12 protein-coding genes and 1 tRNA gene are annotated in these 13,842 nt (G+C 59.0%); 7 read left to right on the forward strand and 6 right to left on the reverse strand.

Annotation, left to right across the window (positions count from 1 at the left end; translation table 11 throughout):
- Nucleotides 1-83: 83 nt before the first annotated feature.
- Entirely contained in the window at nucleotides 84-881 is a 798-nt protein-coding gene (locus BM320_RS10635; protein ID WP_090199753.1) for a sulfotransferase family protein, read from the forward strand.
- A 22-nt stretch (nucleotides 882-903) separates the two neighbouring features.
- Here the strand turns inward: BM320_RS10635 and BM320_RS10640 are convergent.
- A tRNA-Leu gene (locus tag BM320_RS10640) sits at nucleotides 904-989 on the reverse strand.
- 12 nt (nucleotides 990-1,001) lie between these two features.
- Nucleotides 1,002-1,487 carry an Lrp/AsnC family transcriptional regulator gene (locus tag BM320_RS10645; protein WP_090200578.1) on the reverse strand — a complete coding sequence of 162 codons (486 nt, stop codon included), beginning with the start codon at nucleotides 1,485-1,487 and terminating at the stop codon, nucleotides 1,002-1,004.
- Nucleotides 1,488-1,600: 113 nt separating this feature from the next.
- Between BM320_RS10645 and putA the strand changes: the two genes are divergently transcribed.
- Together putA and BM320_RS10655 are read left to right on the forward strand one after the other, a co-directional pair.
- Nucleotides 1,601-5,062: a bifunctional proline dehydrogenase/L-glutamate gamma-semialdehyde dehydrogenase PutA gene (putA, locus tag BM320_RS10650; protein WP_090199755.1), complete on the forward strand. Its 3,462-nt coding sequence runs from the start codon at nucleotides 1,601-1,603 to the stop codon at nucleotides 5,060-5,062.
- A gap of 34 nt (nucleotides 5,063-5,096) precedes the next feature.
- Nucleotides 5,097-5,828, forward strand: a complete 732-nt coding sequence (locus BM320_RS10655) for a rhomboid family intramembrane serine protease (RefSeq protein ID WP_090200579.1) — start codon at nucleotides 5,097-5,099, stop codon at nucleotides 5,826-5,828.
- Here the strand turns inward: BM320_RS10655 and BM320_RS10660 are convergent.
- Nucleotides 5,825-6,613 (reverse strand): inositol monophosphatase family protein, encoded by a 789-nt coding sequence (locus BM320_RS10660; protein ID WP_090199757.1) that lies wholly within the window; start codon nucleotides 6,611-6,613, stop codon nucleotides 5,825-5,827. The genes BM320_RS10655 and BM320_RS10660 overlap by 4 nt on opposite strands.
- Nucleotides 6,614-6,702: 89 nt before the next feature.
- Nucleotides 6,703-7,608, reverse strand: a complete 906-nt coding sequence (locus BM320_RS10665) for a LysR family transcriptional regulator (protein WP_090200581.1) — start codon at nucleotides 7,606-7,608, stop codon at nucleotides 6,703-6,705.
- A gap of 92 nt (nucleotides 7,609-7,700) precedes the next feature.
- Here BM320_RS10665 and metF point away from each other — a divergent pair, with 92 nt between their 5' ends.
- Entirely contained in the window at nucleotides 7,701-8,567 is an 867-nt protein-coding gene (gene metF, locus BM320_RS10670; protein ID WP_090199759.1) for a methylenetetrahydrofolate reductase [NAD(P)H], read from the forward strand.
- 15 nt (nucleotides 8,568-8,582) lie between these two features.
- Here the strand turns inward: metF and BM320_RS10675 are convergent, their stop codons facing one another.
- Both BM320_RS10675 and BM320_RS10680 read right to left on the reverse strand, forming a co-directional pair.
- Nucleotides 8,583-9,641, reverse strand: coding sequence for a T6SS phospholipase effector Tle1-like catalytic domain-containing protein (locus BM320_RS10675; RefSeq protein ID WP_207496901.1), 1,059 nt, complete (start codon nucleotides 9,639-9,641; stop codon nucleotides 8,583-8,585).
- Nucleotides 9,628-11,928 carry a xanthine dehydrogenase family protein molybdopterin-binding subunit gene (locus BM320_RS10680; protein WP_090199764.1) on the reverse strand — a complete coding sequence of 767 codons (2,301 nt, stop codon included), beginning with the start codon at nucleotides 11,926-11,928 and terminating at the stop codon, nucleotides 9,628-9,630. The genes BM320_RS10675 and BM320_RS10680 overlap by 14 nt, the downstream gene beginning before the upstream one ends.
- A 181-nt stretch (nucleotides 11,929-12,109) precedes the next feature.
- Here BM320_RS10680 and BM320_RS10685 point away from each other — a divergent pair, with 181 nt between their 5' ends.
- The 3 genes from BM320_RS10685 (at nucleotide 12,110) to BM320_RS10695 (ending at nucleotide 13,826) form a co-directional block, all read left to right on the forward strand.
- Entirely contained in the window at nucleotides 12,110-12,490 is a 381-nt protein-coding gene (locus tag BM320_RS10685; protein WP_207496872.1) for a COG4315 family predicted lipoprotein, read from the forward strand.
- Nucleotides 12,491-12,570: 80 nt separating this feature from the next.
- Nucleotides 12,571-13,068 (forward strand): RNA polymerase sigma factor, encoded by a 498-nt coding sequence (locus tag BM320_RS10690; protein WP_090199769.1) that lies wholly within the window; start codon nucleotides 12,571-12,573, stop codon nucleotides 13,066-13,068.
- A complete protein-coding gene (locus tag BM320_RS10695) occupies nucleotides 13,065-13,826 on the forward strand; it encodes an anti-sigma factor family protein (RefSeq protein WP_090199771.1) in 762 nt (253 codons plus the stop codon). Before BM320_RS10690 ends, BM320_RS10695 begins: the two co-directional genes overlap by 4 nt.
- The last annotated feature ends 16 nt before the right edge of the window (nucleotides 13,827-13,842 follow it).

Consider the following 13,842-nt stretch of genomic DNA (forward strand, 5'->3'; position numbering starts at 1 on the left):
CCTTGTTTCTTTGCTCTTAAAGGGAAAACGACGGCCGCGTTACGCAAAGGAGACCACAATTGGCGAGTTTTCCCGGAACATGGATGACCACCAGCGAAAGCGTTGTCTACCGCGTTGTGCCCAAATGCGCCTGCTCGACCATCGGGCAAATCATGTATTATTCCGATCACGGGCAGTTTTTTGACGGCGATATTCACGACGCGCAATCAGGGCTGCACAAATGGGCCATCGATGAAAGCAAAGAGCTGATCACCAAAAATGTGGCCCAGCACCAAAGCTATGCGTTCACTTGCGTGCGCAATCCCTACACCCGTATCCTGTCATCGTTTTTTGACAAAATCTGCGGCATCCAGCGTAACGGCAAATACTATCGCGGCAACCTTGTGCCGCTGCTGACGCAAAAATACGGGATCGAGGTCGGCAGCCCCGATAGCGGTTTTGAATTCGACCAAATCAAAAGCTTTCGCCGCTTTTTGCTGTTTGCCCGCGACACCATCCGCTGGCGCCGCCCGATGGATCCGGACATTCACTGGTCGGCCATGTCAGGCCATATTTCGACCTATATTGTGAACGGCGGCCGCTACGATAATATTTTCTGGACCGAAAAGTTCAACGAAGGCATGCAATCCGTGCTCGACGGGATCGAAACACCGCACAGGGTCGATCTGGCAACGATTCCGCGCTTTAACGAAAGCGAAGGCCACGGCCCCAAACGCGCCCACCCCGTCGAAGACTACTTCGACGATCTGTCGATGCATCTTGTCTACGAGATGTACAAAAAAGACTTCCGCATCTTCAAATACGATTTTGAAAATCCCGCCAACAAAATGCCCATCGGCGATATCGATCTCGATGAGGTCCACGCAAAACTGGGTCAATAACCCCGATATTTTTGCGAGATTGTGGTGCCCGCGGCCGGACTCGAACCGGCACGGCCATACAGCCGGGAGATTTTAAGTCTCATGTGTCTACCATTCCACCACGCGGGCACGGTGCTATTCCTATGCGGACATGTCGCGGGGGGCAAGCGGTGAAAGTCCTTCTTCTTTGACGGCTTGCATCGCGACATAGGTGGACGTGTTCGCAACATGCGGCAGGGTCGAAATTTTCTCGGCCAGAACAGCGCGGTATCCCATCATGCCAGAGGTGCGCACTTTCAACAGATAGTCGAAATCACCCGCGATCAGATGGCATTGTTCTACCTCTGACACGCGCATCGCGGCTGCATTGAACGCGGCCAGCGCGGTTTCGCGCGTGTCGCTCAGCTTCACCTCGACAAAGGCCACATGATCGCGCCCCAGACGGATCGGATCAAACAAGGCGCGGTAACCGCGGATGATCCCGCTATCCTCTAGCCGCTTAAGACGGGCTTGGGTGGGTGATTTCGACAATCCGATTCGGCGCGACAGTTCGGTCACGCTCACCCGTCCCTCGACGGCCAGAACGTCAAGGATCTTTCTATCGAAACTATCAAGTTCTTCAATCATTTCGCCCACCATTTGTAAAATCTTCAGATCAATTACCTACCAATCTGCGTATTACCACCCAAACAGACTTCTCGCAATCGCATAAACTGGGACCATTACCAAGGAGCCCCAAGATGCAGCAGAATACCCGTGACCTACACCAGGAAATCGACGCCGCAATGTACCGCGACGAACAGCAAACGCTTGCTGATCTTGTGCAAACTGCCGCGCTAAGCGCAGAAATCCGACAGCAAATTTCCGCCAAAGCGGCCGAATTGGTGCGCAAGATCAGGAACAGCGCCGAACCCGGATTGATGGAGGTATTTCTTGCCGAATACGGGCTGTCGACCGACGAGGGCATCGCGCTGATGTGTCTGGCAGAGGCGTTGCTGCGGGTGCCCGACGCCGAAACCATCGACGCGCTGATCGAAGACAAGATCGCGCCGTCCGATTGGGGCAAACATCTGGGGCATTCCGCGTCGTCGCTGGTCAACGCATCCACATGGGCGCTGATGCTAACAGGCCGCGTGTTAGATGATGAAAAACCCGGGATCACCCGCCATTTGCGCAGCGCCGTCAAACGCTTGGGCGAACCTGTCATCCGTACTGCCGTGGCCCGCGCCATGCGCGAAATGGGCCGCCAATTCGTACTGGGCGAAGACATCGGCAAAGCGATGAAACGCGCCGCAGGCATGCAAGCAAAGGGGTTCACCTATAGCTATGATATGCTTGGCGAAGCGGCGCGCACCGAATCTGACGCGCGCGCCTATCATCTGGCCTATTCGCGGGCAATTTCGGCAATTGCCGACCATTGCACCTATGACAGCGTGGCCCAAAACCCCGGCATTTCGGTGAAACTCTCGGCGCTACACCCGCGTTACGAAGTCGCCCAAAGTGACCGCGTGATGACGGAACTGGTGCCGCGCGTCCGCGCGCTTGCGCTGCTTGCGAAATCGGCTGGCATGGGGTTCAACATCGACGCCGAAGAGGCCGACCGCCTGTCGCTATCGCTTGATGTGATCGACGCCGTGCTGTCGGAACCTGCGCTTGCAGGTTGGGACGGCTTTGGCGTGGTTGTGCAGGCCTACGGGCAGCGCGCGCCGCTGGTCATTGACCACTTGCACGGGTTGGCCAGCCGATTGGACCGCAAGATCATGATCCGTCTGGTCAAGGGCGCCTATTGGGACGCTGAAATCAAACGCGCCCAAGTCGCAGGCATTGACGGGTTCCCCGTGTTCACCGCCAAGCAACACACAGATATCAGTTATATTAGCAATGCCCGCAAATTGCTGGGCATGACCGACCGGATTTACCCACAATTTGCCACCCATAACGCGCATACCGTTGCCGCCGTTCTGGATATGGCGGCGATGGCGGAGGTTGGTCCTGACGGCTATGAATTCCAGCGCCTGCACGGGATGGGCGAAACCCTGCACACGATTGTCCTGAACGCCGAGAAAACCCGCTGCCGGATTTATGCCCCCGTCGGTGCGCACGAAGACCTGCTGGCCTATCTGGTGCGGCGTTTGCTGGAAAACGGCGCGAACTCCAGTTTCGTGAACCAGATCGTTGACGAATCCGTCGCGCCAGAAACCGTGGCCGCCTGCCCGTTTGACGCGATTGGTCAGGGCATTTTCTTGCCCAAAGGGCCTGCGCTTTTTGCCCCCGAACGGGTGAACGCGCGCGGCTGGGATCTGACCCATGCGCCTACCCTTGCCGCGATTGATCAAGGGCGCGCCAGTTATTTGGAAGCCAAGTGGGACGCGGGCCCGATTGTTGCCGATACGGTTCCTCCGCCAAGCCCCAAGACCTCTGTGATCAATCCCGCGCGCAGCGATGATACCGTTGGCCATGTCCGGCCCGCTGATCCGGCGACAATTGCAGCCGCCTTGGCCGCCGCCACACCGTGGGAGGCGGACGCACAGACCCGCGCCAAGGCGCTGAATGCTGCCGCCGACGCCTATGAAGCCAATGCGCCCGAACTCTTTGCGATCCTTGCGCGCGAGGCAGGCAAAGCAATGCCCGATATCGTTGCCGAACTGCGCGAAGCCGTTGATTTCCTGCGCTACTACGCGGCCCAAGCCAGCGATGCGACCACCGCGCGCGGCATCTGGACCTGCATCAGCCCTTGGAATTTTCCGCTCGCGATTTTCACCGGGCAAATTGCCGCTGCACTCGCGGCAGGCAATGCGGTGCTTGCCAAACCGGCGGAACAAACCCCGCTGATCGCAACCCGCGCCGTTGAAATCTTGCACGCGGCAGGCGTCCCTTTGGGCGCGCTCCAACTGCTGCCGGGCGGTGGCGATGTGGGGGCGGCGCTGACGTCGGACGCGCGCGTGAATGGCGTGGCCTTCACCGGATCGACCGCAACCGCGCTGAAAATCCGTGCCGCCATGGCTGCAAACTGCGCACCCGGGACGCCGTTGATTGCGGAAACCGGCGGGCTGAACGCGATGATAGTCGACAGCACCGCCCTGCCCGAACATGCCGTGCGCGATATCGTCAACGGCGCGTTCCGGTCGGCAGGGCAACGCTGTTCGGCGCTGCGCTGTTTGTATGTCCAAGAAGACATCGCCGCGCCGCTTTTGAAAATGCTGCAAGGGGCAATGAATGAACTGGTTGTCGGTGATCCTTGGCATCTTTCAACCGATCTTGGCCCAGTGATCGACGCGCCTGCGCATCAGATCATCGCCGATCACATCGCGCAGGCCGAATCCGATGGGCGCATTATCCACCAAATCAAAGCACCATCAGCGGGCGGGCATTTCATTGCGCCCACCGCCATTCGCGTGGACAGCATCACTGATATGACCCGCGAGATTTTTGGCCCCGTGCTGCATGTGGCGACCTTTAAGGCAGATGAAATCGACGCGGTGATAGACACGATCAACGGCACCGGATACGGGCTGACGTTCGGGCTGCACACGCGCATTGACGACCGTGTGCAAACGATTGTCGAACGGGTTGCGGCGGGCAATATCTATGTAAACCGCGACCAGATCGGCGCAATTGTAGGAAGCCAACCCTTTGGCGGAGAAGGGCTTTCTGGCACCGGACCAAAGGCAGGCGGTCCACATTACCTACCCCGTTTCACCGCCAACCCCGCCCCAATGGCGATGGGCGTTTGGGACACCCCCGCCAATATGGTGGCCTTGCAAACTGCGCTGCGCGCGGTGCCTGCGCGGCCTGTCGCACCCGCAACAGATATGCCAGGGCCAACGGGTGAATCGAACCGCCACAGCTTGCGCCCGCGCGGCCCGATCCTGTGTATGGGGCCAGGCGCCGAAGCGGCCAAAGCACAGGTTGCGGCGGTCACCGCCTTGGGCGGCATTGCCGTGGATGCGGCGGGGCAAATCGCGGCGGACGATCTGCGTGACCTGACGCCGCTGGCAGGGGTGATCTGGTGGGGTGATGCCGATATTGGCCGCGCGATTGAAACCGCGCTTGCGCGGCGTGACGGCCCGATCACCGCGCTGGTCACGGGCATGCCTGACGCGGCCCATGTGATGCATGAACGCCATGTCTGCATAGATACGACGGCGGCAGGCGGCAATGCGGCGCTGCTGGCCGAGGTCGCTGAGCAAGCAACCGCTTGACGCTGCGCGCCACATAAATCACGGTCGCGGTATGATTTTACCATTCCGCGACCACAACCCGTCGACCCGCGTGCCCTATGTCACGATTGCGCTTATTGCGTTGAATATCCTGATTTTTGTTGTCAGCTACGCGCTGCAAACCGACCGCGAGATAAACCGCATTTTTGTCGAATACGGGTTAATCCCGGCACGGTTCCACGATGGCGACGGCTATGCCACGTTGATCAGTTCCATGTTCTTGCACAGCGGGTTTATGCATCTGGCAGGGAACATGCTGTTCTTGTGGATCTACGGCGACAATCTCGAAGACAAGCTCGGGCATCTGCCGTTCTTGGGCTTTTATCTGCTCTGCGGGATTGCGGCGGGGCTAGCGCAATATGCAGCACAGCCACTGTCCGGAGTGCCGATGGTCGGCGCATCGGGTGCAATTGCGGGGGTGATGGGCGGCTATATCCTGCTGTTTCCCAGGGCGCGCGTCGATGTTTTTGTGTTTTTTATCGTGTTTTTCCGCATCTTCCCGTTGCCCGCGTGGGTCACGCTCGGGTTCTGGTTCGGGGCGCAAATCTTTAATGGAATCAACAGCGGTGCGGGCGGTGGTGGCGTGGCGCATTGGGCGCACGCAGGCGGGTTTGTCGCGGGGTTTGTGTTGATGCTGCCGTTTTGGATCAAATTCGGCAGCACCGGATTTTGGCGCCGGACGCAAGGGCATCCGGACCACCCCGAATCCCGATATCGGCGCAGCTCTGTTCCAGTGGTGCGGCGTTAAGCCTTGCGGATCACTTTGGCGAAACTGTCAAAGATCGGCGCGTTGGAGCAGATCACTTCGCCGTCGGCCAAAATATCACCGTCAGCGCGGATCGGTTCAATCATCGCACCTGCTTCGCGGGCGATAATCAGGCCAGCCGCAATATCCCAGATGTGCAATTTGCGCTCCCAGAACCCATCATAGCGGCCAGCGGCCACATAGGCCAGATCAAGTGCGGCGGCACCAAAACGGCGCACGCCCGCGCAGGCTGGCAGGATGCGCGCAAGGTCTTGCAATGTTTCGGGCAAATCAGACCGCCCCGCAAAGGGCAGACCAGTGGCAAAAATGCTTTCGATCATCCGGTGACGACCAGACACGCGCATACGGCTTTCATTCAACCAGGCACCGCCGCCTTTTTCCGCATAGAACATTTCGTCTTTGGCAGGGTCATAGACAACACCGGCAACGATCTGACCTTTGTGTTCAAGTGCGATGGACACAGCCCAATGCGGCAAACCGTGCAGGAAATTTGTGGTGCCATCCAGCGGATCAACGATCCAGCGGCGGGTTGGATCGGCGCCTTCGATTTCTTTGCCTTCCTCGCCCAAGAACCCGTAGGTCGGGCGCGCGTGCAGCAATTCTTCGCGGATGGTTTCTTCGGCGGTGCGGTCGGCACGGCTGACAAAATCGCCGGGGCCTTTGGCGCTCACCTGCAATTGTTCAACTTCGCCAAAGTCCTTAAGCAATGCGCGCCCCGCTTTACGGGCGGTTTTCATCATCACGTTCAGGTTTGCACTGCCAGCCATTTGGACTTCTCCGGGTTCGGGATCAAGCGCGGCGTATAGGCCGTCATGCCGCGCAGAACAAGGGGCAATGCCGTATTTGGGTAAACCCGCTAGCGGCGTTGCAGTTTCACCGCCTCTTGTTTCGCCAAGCGGATCAGATGCGCCATAAACGGGCGGTGCGTGTCATCCGCGCGCGTCGCCGCATAAAGCCGCTTTGTAATGCCGGTTTTGGTTAGCGGGCGCGTGACATAATCAGAGTTATAGCGCACTTGGCTGACGACCCAATCCGGCAGCACCGCAACACCCCGATTGGACGCGACGAGCAGCAAAATTACGGCTGTCAGTTCCACCTGCCGCACCGATCCGGGTTCGACCTTGGCAGGGGTCAGCAGTTCGGAAAACACATCAAGCCGCGCGCGATCCACCGGATAGGTGATCAGGGTTTCACCGCGAAAATCTTCGGCTTCGATCACCTCTTTTTGCGCGAGCGGATGCGCGGCCGAGGCCACGAATACAGGTTCATAGTCAAACAGCGGGGTGAAATCCGTCTCGGGCAGGTCTTCGGGGTCGGAAGACACGACCAGATCGACCTCTTCTTTGCGCAGGGCGGGCAGCGCGTCAAACGCCAAACCAGGGCGAATATCGACATCGACCTCGGGCCATGCTTTTCGGAACTGTTCAAGCACCGGAAACAGCCATTCAAAACAGGCGTGGCATTCAATCGCGATATGCAAACGCCCCGTGCTGCCTTTGACCAGACCCGAAAATTCGGCCTCGAGCGCAGCAACCTGCGGCAAGATTGCGTCAGCCGCGGCCAGCATCCGCATCCCCGCCGCCGAGAGTTTCAGCGGCTTTGAGCGGCGCACAAACAATTCAACGCCTGCTTGGTCTTCAATCCCCTTGATCTGATGGCTCAGCGCGCTTTGGGTGATATTCAGCTGATCCGCCGCACGGGCCAGCCCGCCCGCTTCATGGATTGCCTTGATGGTCCGCAAATGCCGGAATTCGATATGCATATGAAAGACCCTCATGATCGTGGTGAAAGTTATGAATTTGCCTCAAGTTAATAAAGCTGCGATATGAGCAAGGCAAGAGAGAGGTCAGCCCCATGTCCAACACAACTGTTTCATTCGAATTCTTCCCGCCAAAATCGCTCGCGGCTTCGTTCCGGCTATGGGATTGCGTGAACACGCTCGCCCCTCTTGATCCAACATTTGTGTCCGTGACTTATGGCGCAGGCGGCACAACCCGCAAACTAACCCACGAGGCGGTGGGCACGATCCACAAGACCAGCGGGCTGAATGTTGCAGCACATCTGACCTGTGTAGACGCGACCAAGGCCGAGACGCTCGAGATCGCCGAAGGCTATGCGCAAGAAGGCGTGCGCGAAATCGTGGCGCTGCGCGGCGATGCGCCCAAAGGGTCCGACGGGTTCAAACCGCATGCCGAGGGTTTTGCAAGCTCGGTTGAGCTGATCGCGGCACTTGCAGATACAGGTAAATTCAACATCCGCGTTGGCGCCTACCCTGAAAAGCACCCCGAAGCCGCAGACCAAGCCGCCGACATCGCATTCTTAAAGCGCAAGATCGACGCAGGCGCGACATCCGCCATCACGCAGTTCTTTTTCGAGGCTGACACGTTTTTCCGCTTCCGCGACGCTTGTGTCAAAGCAGGCATCGACGCACCGATCCTGCCAGGTATCCTGCCGATCGAAAACTGGGCTGGCACGCAGCGTTTTGCAAAAATGTGCGGCACATCCATCCCGCAGGTCGTTACCGATGCGTTTGAAAACGCCACCCGTGATGGCACAACCGATCTGCTGGCAACGGCGCTTGCGACCGAACTTTGCGACAACCTGCGCCAAGGCGGCGTTGATCACCTACATTTCTATACGCTCAACCGCCCCGAGTTGACCCGCGATGTGTGTCATGCGCTTGGCGTGGCACCCAAGGCACGGGTACAAAACGTCGCATAAATCCTCGGGGGTCGCTCAGCCGCATTTTTGATCCCCAATATCATTTGCGGCTGGTGGGACTGGCGCGATTGTTTCATGCAACCGTTCCGACCGGCAGCGCCCGACCACGCGTTTGCGGCGGGCAAGGAAAACTTTGGACCAGCCGCGCCAATGCCCGATTGACGGGGCGTTCACGTCTTGCGGAAACCTGTCGCGCCAGCCCGCTGGCAAAGGCACGCCGCAATCCGACAAACGGTCAAGCATCCAGACCAGCGGGATATTGGCCAAGGGCCGCGCCTGCGGATGGTCGCCAACCTGCCCGCCGATATCGGCATGATTGCCGCGAAACCAGACCTGTTCCATATGCCCAGCCCAATCCGGCGGGCATTGCCACATTACCGGCGCATAAGCGAGCCTGCGTTCATCCAGCGCAAGCGCGTGAAATCCATTGCGCACATGCGGCCCTAGCGCGTGGTTGTGAAACCCGTGCGCCGTCGGTGTCCAGCGCCACAGGACCGGCAGGCGGAGGCCCAGCGCCTTGACGGTGTCCCAAACGGCGACGGCTTCGATTTGCACGTCGGCATGGCAAAACAATTCGCAAAACCGCCGCGCGACAGGGCGTGCCGCGCCGTTGCGATAATGCCGGTAGGCTTGGCGGACCCCGCGCACGGTCGCAAAATCGGCCTTGAGCAACCCAACGCTGTCAATCACTCCCGCAAGCGATCGCACCGCATAGGCCCCGCGTGAATAGCCAACCAGAACGATCTTGTCGCCAGGCCGGTAGCGTGACGCAATTACGCCATAAGCGCGTTTGATCTGGCGGTTTATCCCCTTTCCGGTCACCACATCCCAAGTGCCCGACCAGTCACGCCATTGAATGCCTGCCTCGTAATAGACGGTCAGGTTTGTGCGCGCGCTTACCTCGCTCAGCAGCTTAAAGGTGATTCCCGCATTGCTTTCATGTCCCAACGCAAGCGACGACCGTGTGCCATCCAGAATGACAACATGGGTCGCAGGGCCACGCCCGCGAATACCGCCCTCTTCGGTGCGCGCACGGCGCCCGATAAGGCCAAAAAGCCAGTCACGCAGCTGCACTGTCATCCTTTGCCGCCTTCATTGCCTGCCAGATACGGTGGGGCGTAAACGGCATTGCGACCTGCCGCACCCCCATATCCCAAAGCGCATCGGTCACCGCATTTGCCACCGCAGCCAAAGCGCCGACAGTGCCCGCCTCGCCACAGCCCTTCATGCCCATCGGGTTATTTGTTGACGGGGTGCATTCGGTCGCAAAACGGATCATCGGCATGTCATCCGCGCGCGGGATCGCGTAATCCATAAAGCTTGCGCTTAGCAATTGTCCGTCCGCGTCGAACACAACCCGCTCGGTCAGCGCCTGCCCGATCCCTTGGGCCACCCCGCCATGCACTTGGCCTTCGGCCAGCATCGGGTTGATCAGATTGCCAAAATCATCAACGACGGTGTAGCGGTCCACCTTGACCACGCCCGTGTCAGGGTCGATTTCCACCTCGGCGACATGCGCGCCATTGGGAAAGCTGCGATTTTCAATATCAAATGTCGCCGTATGCACCAGCAGATCATCGCGACCCGCATCGCGCGCCATTTGCACGACCTCAAGCATGGTTGGCGTCAGGTTCGACCCGTCCACGCGGAACCTTTCATCATCGAAACTGACGGCCCCGACATACACCCCCTGATCCGCCGCAAGAAACGCGCTGAATGCCGCGACCATCACGCCAACCGTCGCCAGAGTCGCGGCGTTTTGCACCGTTACCGACCGTGACCCGCCCGTGCCGCCGCCTTTTTTGATCAGGTCACTATCGCCCTGCACAACGGTGATCTGGTCCGCCGGTATGCCTGTGTGATCCGCCAGAAACTGTGCATAAACCGTTTCATGCCCCTGCCCGTTGGATTGCGTCCCGACAAAGATCAGCGCGCCATCATCGGTGAATGCCACTTTGGTCGTTTCTTCGGTATCACCCAGAATGCTTTCGATATAGTAACACAGGCCCTGCCCGCGCAGCAGGCCCTTGGCCTGTGATGCGGCTTTGCGGGTTTCAAACCCCGCGCGATCGGATTCAAGCGCAGCGCGGTGCAGCACCTTGCCAAAATCACCCACATCATAAGTGACACCGGTGACAGAGGTGTAGGGAAACTGATCAGGCCGGATAAAGTTCTTTTCGCGCAGCGCCCAAGGGTCCACACCCAATTGACGGGCGGCTTCGTCCATCGTGCGCTCAAGGACAAAAATCGCTTCGGGGCGACCCGCACCACGGTATGCGTCAACCGGCGTTGTATTGGTAAACACGCCCTTGCAGCCCATATAGGCCGTTTGCACATCATAGGTGCCCATCAGGACCTTGGCGAATAATTCGGTCTGGATTGGCTGCGCATAGCCCGAATTATAAGCGCCCATATTCGCGATGGTATCCAGATGATAGGCGACAATGCGGTGGTTTTCGTCAAAGGCCAGCGTTGCCTTGGTCGTCAAATCGCGCCCTGCATTATCCGACAGCATGGCTTCGGTCCGTTCGGACATCCAGCGCACCGGGCGGCCCAAGATCCGCGCGGCATGGGCAACGGCGAAGTATTCAGGATAGCGCATCGCCTTCATCCCGAAACCGCCGCCGACATCGGGGTTGGTGACGCGGATATCGGCCTTGTCGATGCCGAAATGCTTGGCCAAATCATCCTTAAGCCCCCAGACCCCCTGCCCACCAAAGGCCAGATGCAACCGCCCATCTGTGACTTCGGCAAAACAGCCGCGCGGCTCCATGGAATTGACGATAATGCGGTTGTCGACAACTTCGGTCGTGACCACATGGGCCGCCTTTGCAATCGCTGCCCTTACAGCTTCTTCATCCCCCAACCCGAAATCAAAGGCCTGGTTGTTCGGGGCCTCCGCATGGATCGCATCACCGCCCACAGCCAGATCGACATGCACAGGTAGATCGTCAATTTCGAGCCCGATGACTTCGGCAGCATCCTTGGCCTGTGCCAGACTATCCGCGACAATCATCGCGATGGCTTCGCCAACGTGGCGCACACGCCCCTGCGCAAGGATCGGGCGCAGCGGTTTTGCGCCACGCGTGCCGTCACGGTTTTTCACAACGGTCGTGCCCAACCCTATCTTGACGCCTGCTGCGATCAGATCATCCACAGTGACAATCAACTGCACCCCGGGCATGTCGCGCGCATCTTCCAGATCAAGCGCACAGATCACGCCGTGTGCCACCGGCGCGCGCAGGAAATAGGCATGTGCCGCACCCTCGGGCGCGATATCATCCACATAGCGCCCCTGTCCGGTGACAAGCCGAAGGTCTTCGACCCGTTTGACAGATTGGCTTTTCCCGAATTTTTCCATCTGCTTGATCCTGATTTCACGCGAGCTTTTGACCACCCTAAACCCGCGCCCGACGATGTCCAGTGACAGCTTTGTGCGAAAAACTTTCACATGCGGGGATTAAAACTGCCACCCCAGCCGTTGGTATTGTAACTGACCGGATTGGCCGGCAGCGACACGAAACCATGACCGGAGTATTTTGATGAAACTTTCCATTCTTGCTTTGACCACCATCGTCACCCTTGCCGCCTGTGATGACGCCTATGCCGCAGGCCACGCCAGCGCACCCGCTATTGATACCAATGGCATTCTGACAAACGCCGAAGGTATGAGCCTTTATACTTTTGATCCCGACACCGCGACGACATCCGCCTGCAACGGTGGTTGTGCTGCCAACTGGCCACCGCTTGCCGCTGATTCTGATGCCGCAGCAGCGGGCGATTTCACCGTCATCACCCGCGATGATGGCAGCCTGCAATGGGCCTATGACGGCCAGCCTCTGTATCTATGGGTCAATGACCGCGCACCAGGCGACACAACCGGCGATGGCGTCGGCGGAAATTGGCATCTTGCGCGCCCCTAAGCGGGAATATCTTTACGCAATGCTTTCTGGCCGTTAGCTTCGGCCAGGACAGCAATTGGGCACGGATTATCCCCGTCAATATGAACAGTTTTCAGCAGCAGATTTCGGATTGTTTGCCCGACCTGTGGCGCTATGCTTTTGCGCTCACCCGTAACCGCGATGCGGCGGATGACCTGTTGCAAGACGCCGTTGAACGGGCGTGGCGCAAACGCGCGTTATGGGAACCCACAGGCACAGTCAAAGCCTGGGCGATGAAGGTCTTGCTGAACACTTACCGCACGCAATTGCGCGCGCCCGCGCAGCGCCATGCGGCTGGCCCGCTCGACGACATCGCGCAAACCGTGCCTGCGGTCGATACATTGGCGGATCAGCTTGCACTCGCGGAAACCGCCCGCGCGATGGCGACCCTGCCTCAAGACCAGCGCGAAGCCTTGCTTAGTGTGGTTGTCGGCGGGCTCAGCTATAAAGAGGCGGCGGCGACATTGGACATTCCGCTTGGGACGCTTATGTCACGTTTGGGCCGTGCGCGCGCAGCCCTTAAGTCGGCGATGCAACCAGTTGAAGGCCCGGTATCATGAGTGCGTTGAATGACAAAATCACAGCCGACATGCTGCATGCCTTTGTTGACGGGCAGTTGGATGATGCCGATATGGCTATTGTCGAGGCCTATCTGAACGAAAACCCCGACGCGCTGGACGATGTTACCGCATGGGAACAGCAAAACGCGGCGATCAACGCGCTTTACCCCGCACGCGATACCCCACCCTCAATGCCCGCATTACCCACAGAGCCTGCCAATACCAATGCGCCAAGCGGGCTATCATGGGCCGCCATCGCCGCATCCGTCATGATGCTGGCCGTGGGGCTGGCTGGCGGCTGGATCGCGCGCGGCAACCAGACCAATCCGGCGTTGATCGCCAGCCTCGTCCAAGAAGCGGTGCAAGCCCACGCGGTCTATAGCATCGACCCGCACCGGCCTGTGGAAGTCGCAGCCTCTGACGAAGAAACCCTGATCCGCTGGCTGTCGAACCGGGTGGGCGAGCCGCTGCAAGCCCCTGACCTGACGACAAACGGGTTCACGCTTGTCGGCGGGCGGCTGGTGTCAGCGACCGAAGGCCCCGCCGCGCAATTCATGTATGAAGATGCAACCGGCAAACGGATCACCCTGTTCGCGGTCAAAGGGGCCACTGGTCAACTGGCATCCTTCAACTACAACCAAACCGGCGACACGGGCAGTTTCTATTGGGAAGACGCGAACCTGAGCTATGCGATTGTCGGCGATGTGGACCGCGAGGCGCTCAACCAATTGGCCATCAGCATCTATAACCAGCTATAGCCCCTTTCCCTTGGCC

The sequence above is a fragment of the Yoonia tamlensis genome (genome assembly GCF_900115105.1).
GTDB lineage: Bacteria > Pseudomonadota > Alphaproteobacteria > Rhodobacterales > Rhodobacteraceae > Yoonia > Yoonia tamlensis.

What these genes read in the sequence shown, in the direction of transcription:
- BM320_RS10635 (WP_090199753.1), top strand. Translation starts at nt 84, where the DNA reads ATGACCACCAGCGAAAGCGTTGTCTACCGCGTTGTGCCCAAATGCGCC.
- BM320_RS10645 (WP_090200578.1), bottom strand. Translation starts at nt 1,487, where the DNA reads ATGATTGAAGAACTTGATAGTTTCGATAGAAAGATCCTTGACGTTCTG.
- putA (WP_090199755.1), top strand. Translation starts at nt 1,601, where the DNA reads ATGCAGCAGAATACCCGTGACCTACACCAGGAAATCGACGCCGCAATG.
- BM320_RS10660 (WP_090199757.1), bottom strand. Translation starts at nt 6,613, where the DNA reads ATGGCTGGCAGTGCAAACCTGAACGTGATGATGAAAACCGCCCGTAAA.
- BM320_RS10665 (WP_090200581.1), bottom strand. Translation starts at nt 7,608, where the DNA reads ATGCATATCGAATTCCGGCATTTGCGGACCATCAAGGCAATCCATGAA.
- metF (WP_090199759.1), top strand. Translation starts at nt 7,701, where the DNA reads ATGTCCAACACAACTGTTTCATTCGAATTCTTCCCGCCAAAATCGCTC.
- BM320_RS10680 (WP_090199764.1), bottom strand. Translation starts at nt 11,928, where the DNA reads ATGGAAAAATTCGGGAAAAGCCAATCTGTCAAACGGGTCGAAGACCTT.
- BM320_RS10685 (WP_207496872.1), top strand. Translation starts at nt 12,110, where the DNA reads ATGAAACTTTCCATTCTTGCTTTGACCACCATCGTCACCCTTGCCGCC.
- BM320_RS10690 (WP_090199769.1), top strand. Translation starts at nt 12,571, where the DNA reads ATGAACAGTTTTCAGCAGCAGATTTCGGATTGTTTGCCCGACCTGTGG.
- BM320_RS10695 (WP_090199771.1), top strand. Translation starts at nt 13,065, where the DNA reads ATGAGTGCGTTGAATGACAAAATCACAGCCGACATGCTGCATGCCTTT.